We start from the raw sequence: 15,036 nt of genomic DNA on the forward strand, positions 1-15,036 counted from the left end.
TCCACCGGCACCGCGACGACGGTTGCACGCCACGGCACCCTAGTTCTTAGTCCATGAATCAGCTCATGAAAAGGAGAGTCCGAGTGTCGGTCTCGATTAAGCCTCTTGAGGATCGTATTGTTGTTCGCCCGCTCGAAGCAGAGCAGACCACGGCTTCCGGCCTGGTAATTCCGGACTCCGCACAGGAGAAGCCGCAGGAAGGCGAAGTTGTTGCAATCGGCCCCGGCCGCTTCGATGACAACGGCAACCGCGTGCCGGTTGACGTAGCTGTTGGCGACGTCGTTATCTACTCCAAGTACGGTGGAACCGAAGTCAAGACCGGCGGCAACGAGTACCTCGTTCTGTCCGCCCGCGACGTCCTTGCGATCGTCGTAAAGTAACTTCCTGGAGCCCCGCACCGCAGCCGCGTTGGAATCATTCCGACCTTCTGCGGTGCGGGTTTTCTGTCTTGAAAGGACACAACCATGGCAAAGCAGCTTGCTTTTAACGATGCTGCCCGCCGGTCTCTTGAGGCCGGTATCGACAAGCTCGCCAACACTGTCAAGGTGACGCTTGGCCCGCGCGGCCGCAACGTCGTGCTGGACAAGAAGTGGGGCGCTCCCACGATCACCAACGATGGCGTGACGATCGCCCGCGAAGTTGAGCTTGACGACCCCTACGAGAACCTTGGTGCGCAGCTGGCCAAGGAAGTAGCCACCAAGACCAACGACGTCGCTGGCGACGGCACCACCACCGCCACGGTGCTGGCACAGGCACTGGTCAAGGAAGGCCTGCGCAACGTTGCTGCTGGTGCCGCTCCTGGCGAGATCAAGCGTGGCATCGAGGTTTCCATCGAAGCCATCGCAGCCCGCCTCCTGGAGAACGCAAGCGAAGTGCAGGGCACCCAGGTCGCCAACGTTGCCGCTATTTCCGCACAGAGCGACGAAATTGGTGAACTGCTGGCCGAGGCGTTCGGCAAGGTGGGCAAAGATGGCGTCATCACCATCGAAGAATCCTCCACCACCCAGACCGAACTCGTCCTCACCGAAGGCATGCAGTTCGACAAGGGCTACCTTTCCCCGTACTTCGTCACTGACGCAGAACGCCAGGAAGCTGTCCTCGAAGACGCCTTGATCCTGATCAACCAGGGCAAGATCTCCTCCCTGCAGGAATTCCTGCCGTTGCTGGAGAAGGCGCTGCAGGCCTCCAAGCCGCTGTTCATCATCGCCGAGGACATCGAAGGCGAAGCCCTGTCCACGCTGATCGTCAACCGCATCCGCGGCACGCTGAACGTTGTGGCCGTCAAGGCTCCGGGCTTCGGCGACCGCCGCAAGGCCATGCTGCAGGACATCGCTACGCTCACGGGCGCCCAGGTTGTTTCCCCGGACCTTGGCCTCTCGCTGGACACTGTTGGCCTCGAGGTACTGGGTACGGCACGCCGCATCACGGTCACCAAGGACAACACCACCATCGTTGATGGCGCCGGAACCGAGCAGGACGTTGCCGACCGCGTGGCCCAGCTGCGCGCCGAGCTCACCCGCACGGACTCCGACTGGGACCGCGAGAAGCTGCAGGAGCGCCTTGCCAAGCTGGCAGGCGGCATCGGCGTTATCAAGGTTGGCGCAGCCACCGAGGTTGAACTGAAGGAAAAGAAGCACCGCATCGAGGACGCCGTTTCCTCCACGCGTGCAGCCCTTGAAGAAGGCATCGTTTCCGGTGGTGGTTCCGCCCTCATCCACGCCCTCAAGGCACTGGATGAGTCCCCGGCCGTCAAGGCCCTGGAAGGTGACGCAGCAGCAGCTGTTGGCATCGTCCGCCGTGCCTTGATCCAGCCGCTGCGCTGGATCGCGCAGAACGCTGGCTTCGACGGCTTCGTCGTCGTTTCCAAGGTTTCCGAACTCGAAGCCAACCACGGCTTCAACGCCAAGTCCGGCGAGTACGAGGACCTGATCGCCGCTGGCGTGATCGACCCCGTCAAGGTCACCCGCTCCGCACTCCGCAACGCCGCTTCCATCGCTGCCCTGGTTCTCACCACCGAGACCCTGGTTGCCGAAAAGCCGGCTGAGGAAGAAGACGCACACGCAGGCCACAAGCACTAACAGCCTGTTCAAAAAAGCCCTGGTCACTCGTGGCCAGGGCTTTTTTATGCTCTCTTGCGCTTCCCGGCGTCGGCTTGTGGCGTCCTGACCTTCTTTGAATCCGGAACACGCGCCGCACAACCGAAAAAGGGTGAAAAGAGGGCCTCTGCAAACCAAAGAAGATCAGGAACCCACACGACTCGTCGGGGATGCGTGGAGCTATTGTGGGCTTACGACGGCGGCGGTACCCTGACGCTAATACGGCGGCTTGGGTGCGCCAACCGGGTTGCTCCCGGTCGCAGAATGAGTGTGGACTATGCCGGTCACAGCCTTGGACCTGGGACGCTCGGCGTTCTCCGAGCACCGCTGGAGCGATGCACTGGACTGCCTTGCCCGGGCCGATTCCGAAGGTGGCTTGCCTGCCCGGGACATGGAACTGGTGGCATCCGTGGCAATGCTGCTGGGCCATGACGATGACGGAGTGAAGTACCTGACTCGGGCCCACGAGGAATTCCTGACACTGGGCGACATGGCCGGCGCGGCGCGCTGTGCGGCGTGGCTGGTGCTGTTCCTCATGGACATCGGGGAGCCCGCGCGAAGTTCCGGCTGGATGTCACGCGCCCAGCATTTGATTGCCGAAATGGAAGAGCCCACCGAAGCGGAGGGCTATCTCCTCATCCCATCCGCCCTGGGTTCACTGTACGGAGGAAACCCCGCGGCCAGCCACGAGCTGTTTGGCCGGGCCTTTGAAGTGGGCCAGCGTTTCCACGACAGGGATCTCATGGCGTTGGGCCAGCTGGGCTTGGGCACGGCCAGGATTACTCTCGGCTCCCCGGACGAGGGATTGCAACTCCTCGATGAAGTGATGCTGTCCGTCACCGCCGGCGAGGTCTCGCCCATACCTTCCGGCATCATCTACTGCGCGGTGATTGGAAGCTGCAGGCTGGCCTTGGATGTCCACCGAGCCCAGGAATGGACGGCAGCCTTGGAACGGTGGTGCGGGGACCGGCCGGACATGGTGATGTTCAGTGGGCAATGCCAATCGCACCGCGCAGAGCTGTTCATCCTGCATGGCGCCTGGGACGACGCCTTGGCCGCGGCCCGCATCGCCCAGGACCGTTCGCGTCGGGGCGATCCGGAAGCGGCCTGGGGAGCTTGGTACCAACAGGCTGAAGTCCTCCGCCTAAGGGGCAGGCTAGACGAGGCCGACGCAGCTTACGCCAAGGCAGGGGAGACCGGTTATGAGCCATTGCCCGGCCTTGCGCTTCTACGCATGGCCCAGAACAAAACGTCCCAGGCGCAGGCCATGTTGCACCGTGCAATGTCCGGAGCGGATCCGGCCAACCGGTGCAGGCTGCTTCCGGCCGTGGTCCAGGTGGAGCTTGCCGCGGGGGACCTCGTCGCAGCCAGGGCGGCGGCTGACGAACTTGCGGCTCCGGTCCTGGAAACAGGCAGGCCCCTGGAACGGGCGCTTGCGGCGCAGGCCGAAGCCAGCGTTCTCTTGGCCGAGGGGAGTGCCGAGGCCGCACTGACGTCCGCCCGGAAGGCCTGGCGGCTTTGGTACAGCCTCGAGGCTCCGTACGAGGCTGCCCGGTGCCGGGTGTTGGCTGGCCGTGCGTGCGTGGGGCTGGGCGATCCCGACTCTGCAGCCATGGAATTCGAAGCCTCCACAGCCGAGTTCGCTGAACTCGAAGCAGTGCCGGCCATGACCGAGGTGCTCGGGCTCAGTGCGGGAGCCGGCGCGGTGAGTGGCGGCGGGGAGCGTGGCGGGGATGGTTCCATGCTCACTGCCGGTGGGCTTACCGCCCGTGAACTGGAAGTCCTGCGGCTTGTCGCCGACGGAAAAGCCAACAAGTCGATTGCACGGGAACTGTACCTCAGCGAAAAAACCGTTGCCCGGCATGTCAGCAACATCCTCAGCAAACTCTCCTTGCCCTCCAGGGTTGCTGCGACCAGATACGCCTTCGAGCACCACTTGATCAACTGATGTTCTCTCACATCCCACAGCTTTTCGCCCGATGTTCTCTCACATCCTGCGGGGTTTTCCGGAACGCTCTCTCACTTCCCGGCATGCGCATAAATACCCATGCCCATTCCAGCGGAATGCGTCATTTGGCCGACGCGGGGGAGGGCATCGGACTCATAGCTTGGGCTTATGAACATTCCACTGCTCGCCGGCACCGTATCAACCGTGCTCTTTGCATCCAGCATGCTGCCCATGTTGTTCAAGGCAGTCCGCACCAAGGACCTGGCCTCCTACAGTTTGAGCAATATCACCCTGACCAACATCGCCAATGCAGTGCATTCCTTCTACGTCTTCGACCTTCCGGCGGGACCCGTGTGGCTGTTGCACTCCTTCTACGTGGTGACGTCGGCCCTGATGTTGGTGTGGTGCCTGCGGTACCGGAAGGCTCCCGCTGAAACTCCAGCAACTGAAGTCCCAGGAACGCGGGGTCACTTAAGGCCCCTGTCAGCCGCTGCCATAGGCCATAAGTGACTCCGCGTCGGACCCGTGACGAGGAAGGAAAAGCCATGAAAAGAACTAGTGACCCACAGTTTGAAACCGTCATTGTGGGCGGTGGCCAAGCCGGCCTGGCGCTCGGCTATTGGCTGGCCGTAGGGCACCACAATTTCGTCATCCTTGATGAGAACGCCAGAACCGGCGATTCGTGGCGCCAGCGGTGGGATTCGCTTCGCCTCTTCACACCGGCCAAGTACGACGGTTTGCCGGGAGCGCCTTTCCCGGGAGACCGCTTGGCGTTTCCCAGTAAGGATGAGTTGGCGGACTACCTCGAAGAATATGCACGGCGGTTCAGTCTTCCCGTGGTTCACGGAGTCCGTGTTGATGGGGTGACGCAACAGGGTGATCGCTTTCTTGTGAGCTCCGGCGATCGGTCCTGGAGCGCCAACAATGTAGTGGTTGCCACCGGTGGATATCGCCTGCCCAAGCGGCCAACATTCGCGAATGAGCTGGATCCCGGCATCATGCAGCTGCACTCACAGGAATACAAGAATCCTGGGCAACTCCAACCTGGACCAGTGCTCGTGGTCGGCCTCGGCAATTCCGGCGCGGAGATTGCCCTTGAAGCCAGCAGGACGCACACCACGTTGCTGGCCGGCAAAGCCAGTGGAGAACTCCCTGTTCGCCATGGACGTGTCGCGGCCCGGTTTGTCCTGCCTGTGGTCCGGTTCGCGGGCCTTCACGTCCTGACACTGAACACGCCGGTTGGCCGGAAGGTGGCGCCGGCATTCAAGACCATGGCGGCACCTTTGATCCGAACACGTACCAGGGATCTGCGTGATGCGAAGGTGGAACTGCTGCCAAGGATAGCGGGGGTAAAGCAAGGTAAACCGGTGCTGGAAGAGGGGCGGCCCTTGGACGTGGCGAACGTCATTTGGTGTACCGGATACCGGGAGGACTACTCGTGGCTGAAGCTCCCGTACCAGGACGGAGAGGGGACACCGGCCCACAAGAGGGGAGTAGCGGAATCTGTCCCTGGACTCTATTTCGTCGGCCAGGAGTTCCTGTTCGCGGCAGTTTCGGCAACGCTTCCAGGAGTTGGCCGCGACGCCCGTTATCTGGCACGCCGGATCACAGCGGACCGGCAGCCAACAGCTGAGCGTCGACCGGCTTTGACCTAGCGCCCTGGCGTTCAAACGGCGTTCAAACAGCGTGCCGTGGCACAGGCAACGCACAGTTTCATCTTTGCAAATGCATAGTCCAACCTGAGCTAATAGACACTCGTACGGCGGTTCCACTGGCAGGCCCGACTGGGGTTGGCGCCTGGAACAGCGTATGATGGATGCTTTGTGCAATAGCCTTGAGGAACTGCCTAACGTGACTACATCAACGATCCGACCGCCCGCCCGTCCCAACAGGCGGGCTACCGGTCCCGTTGTAAAGTCCACATTCCGACCCGAAATCCAGGGCCTCCGCTCCCTCGCTGTTCTCATGGTTGTGAGCTACCACATCTGGATTGGACGGGTGTCAGGCGGGGTGGATGTCTTCCTGCTGATCTCGGCATTCCTCATGACCCTTCAGTTCACGAGCCGCTTCAAACAGCGGCGCCCGATGGACTTGCTGCGGCACTGGCTGCACTTGTTCAGGCGCCTGCTGCCGGCAGTCGTGGTTGTCCTCTTCGGAACACTTGCTGCAACTTTTGCTTTCCTGCCGCCCACCCGCTGGGTGGAAGTGGTCAATCAGGCTTGGGCATCACTCTTCTACTACGAGAATTGGCTCCTGCAGACTCTTGCGGTCAATTACTACGCCACGGACCACAGCCTCGCCAGTCCTGTGCAGCATTTCTGGTCGCTTTCCATCCAGGGCCAGGTATTCATTCTCTGGCCAGTGATCTTCGCCGTGATGGCGGTCATCTGCCGCAAATTCGATCTTCGATACAGGGCTTCGCTCGCTTACGTTTTTGCACTCATCTTCGTTGTTTCCCTGACGTACTCCATCATTTCCACGGCCAACAACCAGGCGGTGGCCTACTTCGACACCTTCGCCAGGCTTTGGGAGTTCGCCCTGGGAACACTTGTTGCCCTGATCCTGCCTGCCCTGGACTTTTCCAAGCCCGTCCGTGTGGCGATGGGGTGGATCGGCGTGGCGGCCATGCTCAGCTGCGGAATCCTGCTGCAGGTCCAAACTGCTTTCCCGGGCTTTGTTGCGCTCTGGCCAACACTGGCTGCCGTTGCAGTGATTGCAGCGGGACAGACCGGGAGCCGCTTCGGCGTGGATCGGATCCTGAGCTCCAAATTCCTGGTTCGGCTTGGCGATAACTCCTATGCCCTCTATCTCTGGCATTGGCCCATCCTGGTGATCGCCTTGGCCTGGAGCGGCAAGGATCATGCGGGTTGGCTTTCAGGCACCGCGATTGTGGCGTTGGCACTGATCCTGGCGTTCCTGACCACGAAGTACGTGGAGAAGCCATTCCGGGAGTGGAAGTGGCCCGAGGTGAAACGTCGCCGCGCAGCCATCTCCATCGCCGTTTGCCTGGCCGTGGCGTGCACGCCGTTGCTTGGCTTCCAGTACAAGCAGTATCTGGACCAGAAGGCCGCTGATACGCAGGCATTCAACGACAACCCTGGAGCCCATGCCCTCCTTCCAGGCTATGTGAACCAAGTCAGCCAGGATGCCAAGACGCTTCCTACGGCAGAACAGCTGCCTGAGGACTGGGCACACCTGGGTGGGACGTGCGAAGGCGAGTCCCAGCCCGAAGACAAGACGCTGCGGGAGAACTGCCAGCAAAACGGCGTGGGGGATGACGCCACCAAGAGCATCGTTGTCCTGGGCGACTCCCATGCCCAGCAATGGCTGGCCGCACTCGGTCCTCTCGCGGAGGCTGAGCATTGGAAGGTCACTGCCCTCCTTTTGGGCGGATGCCCGTTCATGCCGGAGAACCCTGACGCTGACCAGCACTGCAACGATTTCAACTCGGCGGCTTTCAAATACGTGGCAGCCCACACCCCGGATTCCGTATTCATGGTGGGCACCAAGGCGGCCCCGTCATCACCGGATGAGGAGTTGGTGTACGGCTTTGAACAGTCCGTTACCAACTTCAACGACCTCGGCATCCAGGTGGTAGCCATCCGTGACAACCCGCGCTATGACCACAACGTCACAGAGTGTGCCCTGTCCAAGGGCGTGGACAGCCCCGACTGCAATTCTGACCAGCATGACGTCCTGGCCGCGGAGAGCCCCTTCGCGGCGGAGCAGGGAAAGTTTGGAAATGCTGCGTTCCTGGATATGACAGATCTCCTCTGCAACGGTGCCCAGTGCCCCAGCGTCATAGGAAATGTGTTCGTCTACCTGGACGATAACCACTTGTCCAAGACCTACGTCACCAGCATGGGCGAGATGTTCGACGAAAGGTGGTTTGCCGCGACGGGGTGGGAGCGATGAGCGACAACGTGAAAGCAACTGCACCTTTGGGTGGCAACCTCACGACAGAGAGGCCCACGACGGCGGAACGCACCTTCCGCCCGGAGGTCCAAGGCCTGCGTGCCCTGGCTGTGTTGATGGTGGCGGCCTACCACATTTGGCTCGGCCGGGTGTCCGGTGGCGTCGACGTCTTTTTGCTCATCTCGGCCTTCCTGCTGACCCTGTCCTTTACGCGGAAGCTCGAAAACCACAAGCCCCTGAGGCTCCTGCAACACTGGCTCCACGTGTTCAAGCGGCTGCTGCCCGCCGTCGTCGTTGTCTTGTTGGCGGTTCTGACCGCAACGTGGGCCTTTGTCCCGCAGAGCCGGTGGCCGGAGGTGCTCGCCGAGGCCTGGGCGTCCCTGCTGTACCGGCAGAACTGGCAGCTTGCGGACTCTGCCGTTGATTACTATGCCCAGGACCACTCCGGAGCGAGTCCCCTTCAACACTTTTGGTCCCTGTCCGTCCAAGGCCAGGTCTTTATCCTGTGGCCGCTGATTTTCGCGGCGGTGGCTCTGCTGCAGCCGCAACTGGCAAAGCTGTTCCCGGGCCGGAAGACCATAAAACACCGGCAGCTGTTGTTCATGGCGTTCGGCCTGGTCTTTGTGGCCTCGCTGGTCTATTCCATCGACCAGACGGCCAACAACCAGGCGTATGCGTATTTTGATACCCGTACACGGCTGTGGGAATTTGCGCTGGGGTCCCTGCTGGCACTGGCTCTCCCGTACCTCAAACCGGGACGGCGGCTTCGGGTATTCCTGGGTTGGGCAGGCCTGGCCGCCATGCTTTCGTGTGGCTTGATCCTGACGGTCGACCGTTCCTTCCCGGGATTCGTGGCCCTCTGGCCCACGCTGGCAGCAGCGGCGGTCATCGTTGCCGGCCCGAGCAACAGCCGCTTTGGTGCGGACCGCGTGCTCAGCTCCAAGCCCCTGGTCCTGGTGGGCAACAATTCCTATGCCTTGTACTTGTGGCATTGGCCTGTCCTGGTGTTCTTCCTGCTCGTCACGGAGACCACCAGCCCCAACCTCCTGCAGGGCTTGGGCATCATGGCGGTATCCATGATGTTGGCCGTTGCCACCACACGGTATGTCGAGGTGCCCATGCGCCGCTGGCAGTGGCCGGACGCACGGTCCTGGCGGGCCGCCGTCGTTGTTGTTTCCTGCGGTGCGCTGCTGGCGCTGCCGATGACCGCCTGGCAGGGTGCCATCGCGGCTGAAGGGGTGGCGATTGCGGATCAGCCCAAGGAACTGACGCCCGGTGCTGCAGCGCTCTCGCCTGAGTTTGCGGGCCAACCGACGCCTAAGGCGATGATCATTCCCGCACCCGCTGCCATGAAGGATGAATGGGCGGACATCGACGGCCTGTGTACTGGCGCCAACGTCCCGTCGGATCCGTTGCTGCAGGGTTGCCTCCAGAATGATGAACCGGAAGTAGTGACCAAGAGGATCGTGGTCTTGGGCGATTCCCATGCCCAGCAGTACATGGCCGCCCTGGGCCCCATCGCCAAGGAGCACGGTTGGGAAGTGGTAACTCTGCTGAAGGGGAACTGCCGGTTCGGTGCCGACTCTCCTGAGCGCACCAGCGACTGCAACGACTTCAACAAGGCAAGTGCCGCATATGTCATGGAACACAAACCCGATGCGGTGTTCACTGTGGCGTCGCTAACTCATGTCACGGCCCCTTTCGAGACCGAAGTGCCCGGCTATTTGGAAGGAATCAAGCCCTTCACGGATGCCGGAATCGACGTCGTGGGTGTCCGCGACAATCCGCGCTTCAGCATCAACATGCCCGAGTGCGTGCAGAAGAAGGGCCCTGATTCGCCCGACTGCAACCCTCCGCTGGAAGATTCCCTCGCTGCATCCTCGCCCCTGGACGATTACGCGGGCAAGGTGGATCGGTTGTACTTGATGGACATGAGCGACTTCATCTGTGAGCGGGGCACGTGTCCGGCAGTGGTGGGCAATGTGTACGTCTACAAGGACGACAACCACCTCACCAAGACCTATGTCCAGAGCATGATTCCGATGTTCGAGGAGCGGCTCCTCGCCGCGACGGGCTGGTCAGAGCGCTAGCCCCGCCGCCAGCAGGAGCATGGAACGCACGACGTCGGCCTGCCGCCAGTGCTGTTGCTCACACTCAGGCGTCGCGGAATATGGCGATCGCCGCGGAGGTTCTACTATTTATTCAATACCCGAAGCACCTTTGCCTTGCAGTACCTCATGCACAGGCCCGTATTTTATGCACAGGCCAGTCCCGTAATGACGGGCTGGTCATCAGTTGCAACCCCTACCAGTTAAAGCCCCCGGAACCCAGGTAAGAGGCCGCACTCATGACCCAGCCCGAACACGATCCCTTTGGCTTCGTAGGCCTGACCTACGACGACGTACTGCTCCTCCCCGGACACACCGATGTCATCCCATCCGACGCGGACACGTCCTCCCGGATTTCCAAGCGCATCACGGTACAGACGCCGTTGCTGTCCGCTGCCATGGACACCGTCACTGAGTCCCGCATGGCCATCGCCATGGCCCGCCAGGGTGGTTTGGGCGTAGTCCACCGCAACCTGTCCATCGATGACCAGGCTGAGCATGTGGACCGCGTCAAGCGCAGCGAATCCGGCATGATCACCAACCCGCTGACGATTGGGCCGCAGGCCACGCTGCAGGAACTGGACGAGCTCTGTTCCCGCTACCGCGTTTCCGGCCTTCCCGTGGTGGACACCGACGGACGCCTGCTGGGCATCGTGACCAACCGCGACACCCGGTTCATTCCGGAATCTGAATTCCCGCTGCGCAGCGTCAGCGATGCCATGACCAAGATGCCGCTCATCACCGGCCATGTGGGCATCAGCCGCGAGGAAGCCTCGCACAAGCTGGCCACGAACAAGATCGAGAAGCTCCCGCTTGTTGACGAGCAGGGCCGCCTCAAGGGGCTCATCACCACCAAGGACTTCACCAAGGCAGAGCAGTACCCGCTGGCCACCAAGGACGACGAAGGCCGGCTGCGCGTAGGTGCTGCCATCGGCTTCTTCGGTGACGGTTGGGAACGCGCCATGAAGCTCATCGACGCCGGGGTGGACGCGCTCTTCGTGGATACCGCCAACGGCCACTCCCAAGGTGTGCTGGACATGATCCGTCGCCTGAAGTCGGATCCGATTGCCGCGCACGTGGACATCATTGGTGGCCAGGCTGCCACCCGCGAAGGCGCCCAGGCCCTGATTGACGCCGGTGCCGATGGCATCAAGGTGGGTGTGGGCCCAGGCTCGATCTGCACCACCCGTGTTGTAGCCGGTGTCGGCGTTCCGCAGATCACCGCCATCTACGAATCCGCGAAGGCTGCCATTCCGGCTGGAGTGCCGCTGATTGCCGACGGCGGCCTCCAGTACTCGGGTGATATCGGCAAGGCACTGGTTGCCGGTGCTGACACCGTGATGCTCGGCTCGCTGCTGGCCGGTTGTGAAGAGTCTCCCGGCGAGCTCATCTTCGTCAACGGCAAGCAGTTCAAGAGCTATCGCGGCATGGGCTCCCTTGGTGCCATGCAATCCCGTGGGAAGAACACGTCCTACTCCAAGGACCGCTACTTCCAGGCCGACGTTTCCGGCGATGACAAGCTCATCCCGGAAGGCATCGAAGGCCGCGTGGCGTTCCGTGGTCCGCTGGCATCCGTCGCCTACCAGCTGGTGGGCGGCCTCCGCCAGACCATGTTCTACACGGGCGCTCCCACGATTGCCGAGCTCAAGGCACGCGGCAAGTTCGTCCGGATCACTCCGGCCGGCCTGAAGGAATCGCATCCGCACGATATCCAGATGACGGTGGAGGCACCCAACTACGGTTCCCGCTGACCACCATCAGTTCCTCCCAGCTGTTCCCCGTGGAAGTCTCCATGGGGAACAGCTGTTTAAGGGCCGCAACGGAAATGTCTGTGGGTAGGAATAGGCTGGGGACATGTCCGAAAAGCCCGCACAACCGCGGCATCCGGAGTCAGTCCGGCTGAACTCAGTCCAACCCGGCAAAGCGCCCCGCAAGCTTGCCCTCCGGCCGTACGCGCGCGCCGTCGGGCAGGTCCTGAAAGTGAGTTTCAAGGCATCACCGGTAGCAGTCATCATGAAAGTGGCCGGCTCCCTGATTTCGGCCACGCTGCCGCTCGTAACCACCTACTTCGCAGCGCTGACCACCACGGCGTTGGCCGCCGGTTACGCGGGAGATCCCGACGCCGGTCCGCGGGCGGTACTGTACGTCATCATCACTGCGGCGCTGGGGCTGTTCTGGGGCGCCTTCAGCAGCGTCGACCGGTACATCCAGCAGCTGATGAGCTTCAAAGTGGGCGCGATCGTCGGCGACATGATGTATGAGCGCTTCCTGGCCCTGGAGTTCTGGCGATATGACGACAAAGAAACGGTGGATCTCTACGATCGCGCCAAGCGGTTCTCCGATTCCTACGCGCGGGTTCTGGACCGGATCGCGGCCATCTTTACGCAATTGGTTTCAGTCATCCTGGCAGTCGGTGCGCTCTTGTTGGTCAGTTGGTGGATCGCTGTCATTGTCCTTATCGCCATCGTCCCGAGCGTCTACCTGCAGTTCAAACTCTCAAGGGAACAAATAGCCCATTGGAATACCCAGGTGGATTCCCGGCGGCAACGGCGAATGATTGAGACCAACCTCCTGCGGCCCCAGCACATTGCCGAGATGCGGCTCTACGGAATCGTAGGCTATTTGATGGATCTGCGGTCGCGGCTTCGGGACGCTGACGAGCGCAGGCGGCTGGACTTCCAGAAGCGCTACATCCCCAAGCAACTCGCAGCGGACGCCCTGCAGTATGGGGCTGAAGTTGTGTCCTTGATTTGGGTGGTGGGACAAATCATTGCCAGGGCGCAGCCGGTAGGGCAGTTCCTCTACATCCAACAGATCGTCAGCCGGGCTCTGTCCACCGCGAACAACCTGGTCTCGTCACTGAGTTCCATCGACGAAGACCTTGCGAACCTCAAAGACTACGAGCTGTTCATGGCGCTTCCCGTGCCCAGCGGCCACGAGCCTCCCTTGTTGAAGTCGCCTTCCGTCGTGGAAATGCGGGACATCCGGTTCAGCTATACGGGGAGTGACATTGAGGTTATCAAGGGCATTTCCCTGACCATCAGGGCTGGCCAGCACATTGCCATAGTTGGTGAGAACGGCGCGGGAAAGTCCACGCTGATCCGGATTCTGGCCGGTCTGTACCGGCCGGATTCAGGCCAAGTACTGCTCGACGGCGTCGATCTCACCGGTATCGACGTGACCAGTTGGCACCGGCACCTCGCGGTCCTGAGCCAGGAGTTCCTGAAGTATGAATTCGCCACCGCGGCGGAGAACGTCTATCTGGGCGATGTCGATCAACCCCGGGACGAGCAACGCATCCGTAGGGCAGCCTCAGACGCCGAGGCCATGGAGTTCATCAACAAGCTGCCCAATGGCCTGGAAAACCATGTGAGCAATTGGATGGAGGATCCCCGCGGGCGCAAGGGGAGTGGCCTCTCCGGCGGGCAATGGCAGCGGCTTGCCATGGCCCGGAACTTCTACCGGGATGCCTCCTTCATGGTCATGGACGAACCAACGTCAGCCATCGATGCTTTGGCTGAGCACCGGATCTTCACCCGCCTTTTCGCCGACCGCAACAGCACCATCATTGCCATCAGCCACCGGCTGGCCACCATCGAAAAGGCAGACGTTGTGTACATGCTTGAGGATGGGCGGATTGCCGAACAGGGGACCCACAAGGAGCTTGTGGCGTTGAGGGGCCGGTACTTCCGGATGTTCGAATCCCAGCTCACGGTGGAAGAGACCAGCCAGAACACCCCGTAAGAGCAGCTTGGAACAAAACGGTGGCTTGGTTTTGGTGGGATAAACTCGAGCAGTGACTTATGAGATTGAGATTGGCCGTGGCAAGCGTGGGCGTCGTGCCTACTCCCTGGATGACATCGCGATCGTTCCGAATCGTCGGACGCGTGACCCGAAGGACGTCTCTGTCTCCTGGCAGATCGACGCCTATAAGTTTGATATGCCGGTAATTGCCGCCCCCATGGACTCCGTGATGTCGCCGGACACGGCCATTACCTTGGGCCGGTTGGGTGGTCTTGGCGTCCTGGACCTTGAAGGCCTCTGGACCCGGTACGAAAACCCACAGAAGGTGCTCGACGAGATCGCCGGCCTGGCCAACGAAACCAGCAGCCCGGCCGTCACCCGCCGGATGCAGGACCTGTACCAGGCGCCCATCCAGCCGGAACTCATCAGCTCCCGCTTGGCCGAAATCCGTGCCGCAGGTGTCACTGTGGCAGGCTCCCTGACCCCGCAGCGGACCCAGGAACACTACAAGACCGTGGTGGCCGCCGGCGTCGATATTTTCGTCATCCGTGGAACCACCGTCTCTGCCGAGCACGTCTCCAAGAACCATGAACCGCTGAACCTTAAGCAGTTCATCTACGAACTCGATGTCCCTGTGATCGTTGGTGGAGCGGCTGGTTACACACCGGCCCTGCACCTCATGCGCACGGGTGCTGCAGGCGTCCTCGTTGGCTTCGGTGGAGGGGCTACCACCACCACGCGCCGTGCGCTGGGCATTCATTCACCCATGGCATCGGCTATTTCAGACGTGACTGCGGCCCGCCGCGACTACATGGATGAGTCCGGTGGGCGTTATGTCCATGTCATTGCCGACGGCGGCATGGGCAGGTCGGGCGACATCGTCAAGGCCATCGCGATGGGAGCGGATGCAGTTATGCTGGGCAGCGCCCTTGCGCGCGCCGAAGAAGCTCCGGGCCGCGGCTGGCACTGGGGTCCGGAGGCGCACCACCTCGAATCGCCCCGCGGCGACCGCGTCAACGTTGGTACGGTCGGATCCCTGGAGGAAGTCCTCTTCGGGCCTGGGCACCACACCGACGGCACGTCCAACCTCATTGGCGCACTGCGTCGGTCCATGGCGACCACAGGGTACTCCGACCTCAAGGAGTTCCAGCGCGTGGACGTCGTAGTATCCCCATACTCGGGCAACTAGGACTTCTGCCAATCGGACCGGGCAACAAGTAGGGTA

The 15,036-nt window shown here is 61.7% G+C and carries 10 protein-coding genes; all 10 read left to right on the forward strand.

The features are described from left to right. Nucleotides 1-83 precede the first annotated feature (83 nt). The 10 genes from groES (at nt 84) to ABIE18_RS14885 (ending at nt 15,000) form a co-directional block, all read left to right on the forward strand. A complete protein-coding gene (gene groES / locus ABIE18_RS14840; RefSeq protein WP_011775524.1) occupies nt 84-380 on the forward strand; it encodes a co-chaperone GroES in 297 nt (98 codons plus the stop codon). A gap of 84 nt (nt 381-464) precedes the next feature. Continuing rightward, entirely contained in the window at nt 465-2,078 is a 1,614-nt protein-coding gene (gene groL / locus ABIE18_RS14845) for a chaperonin GroEL (RefSeq protein WP_223933870.1), read from the forward strand. A gap of 295 nt (nt 2,079-2,373) precedes the next feature. Then, complete coding sequence (locus tag ABIE18_RS14850; RefSeq protein WP_499723464.1) at nt 2,374-4,044, forward strand: LuxR C-terminal-related transcriptional regulator; 1,671 nt, start codon at nt 2,374-2,376, stop codon at nt 4,042-4,044. A gap of 168 nt (nt 4,045-4,212) precedes the next feature. Then, entirely contained in the window at nt 4,213-4,554 is a 342-nt protein-coding gene (locus ABIE18_RS14855) for a hypothetical protein (RefSeq protein WP_499723465.1), read from the forward strand. A gap of 35 nt (nt 4,555-4,589) precedes the next feature. Continuing rightward, on the forward strand, nt 4,590-5,699 hold the full coding sequence (locus ABIE18_RS14860; protein ID WP_499723466.1) for a flavin-containing monooxygenase: 1,110 nt from the start codon (nt 4,590-4,592) through the stop codon (nt 5,697-5,699). Nucleotides 5,700-5,856: 157 nt separating this feature from the next. Next, nucleotides 5,857-7,959 (forward strand): acyltransferase family protein, encoded by a 2,103-nt coding sequence (locus ABIE18_RS14865; protein ID WP_499723513.1) that lies wholly within the window; start codon nt 5,857-5,859, stop codon nt 7,957-7,959. Further along, complete coding sequence (locus ABIE18_RS14870; protein ID WP_499723467.1) at nt 7,956-10,049, forward strand: acyltransferase family protein; 2,094 nt, start codon at nt 7,956-7,958, stop codon at nt 10,047-10,049. The genes ABIE18_RS14865 and ABIE18_RS14870 overlap by 4 nt, the downstream gene beginning before the upstream one ends. Before the next feature lie 257 nt (nt 10,050-10,306). Further along, on the forward strand, nt 10,307-11,818 hold the full coding sequence (gene guaB / locus ABIE18_RS14875; RefSeq protein WP_223933862.1) for an IMP dehydrogenase: 1,512 nt from the start codon (nt 10,307-10,309) through the stop codon (nt 11,816-11,818). Nucleotides 11,819-11,921: 103 nt separating this feature from the next. Next, nucleotides 11,922-13,811, forward strand: coding sequence for an ABC transporter ATP-binding protein (locus ABIE18_RS14880; RefSeq protein WP_499723468.1), 1,890 nt, complete (start codon nt 11,922-11,924; stop codon nt 13,809-13,811). 52 nt (nt 13,812-13,863) lie between these two features. Next, on the forward strand, nt 13,864-15,000 hold the full coding sequence (locus ABIE18_RS14885) for a GuaB3 family IMP dehydrogenase-related protein (protein ID WP_431115884.1): 1,137 nt from the start codon (nt 13,864-13,866) through the stop codon (nt 14,998-15,000). Nucleotides 15,001-15,036: the final 36 nt, after the last annotated feature.

This window comes from Arthrobacter sp. 2762 (assembly GCF_040548745.1).
Classification (GTDB): Bacteria; Actinomycetota; Actinomycetes; order Actinomycetales; family Micrococcaceae; genus Arthrobacter.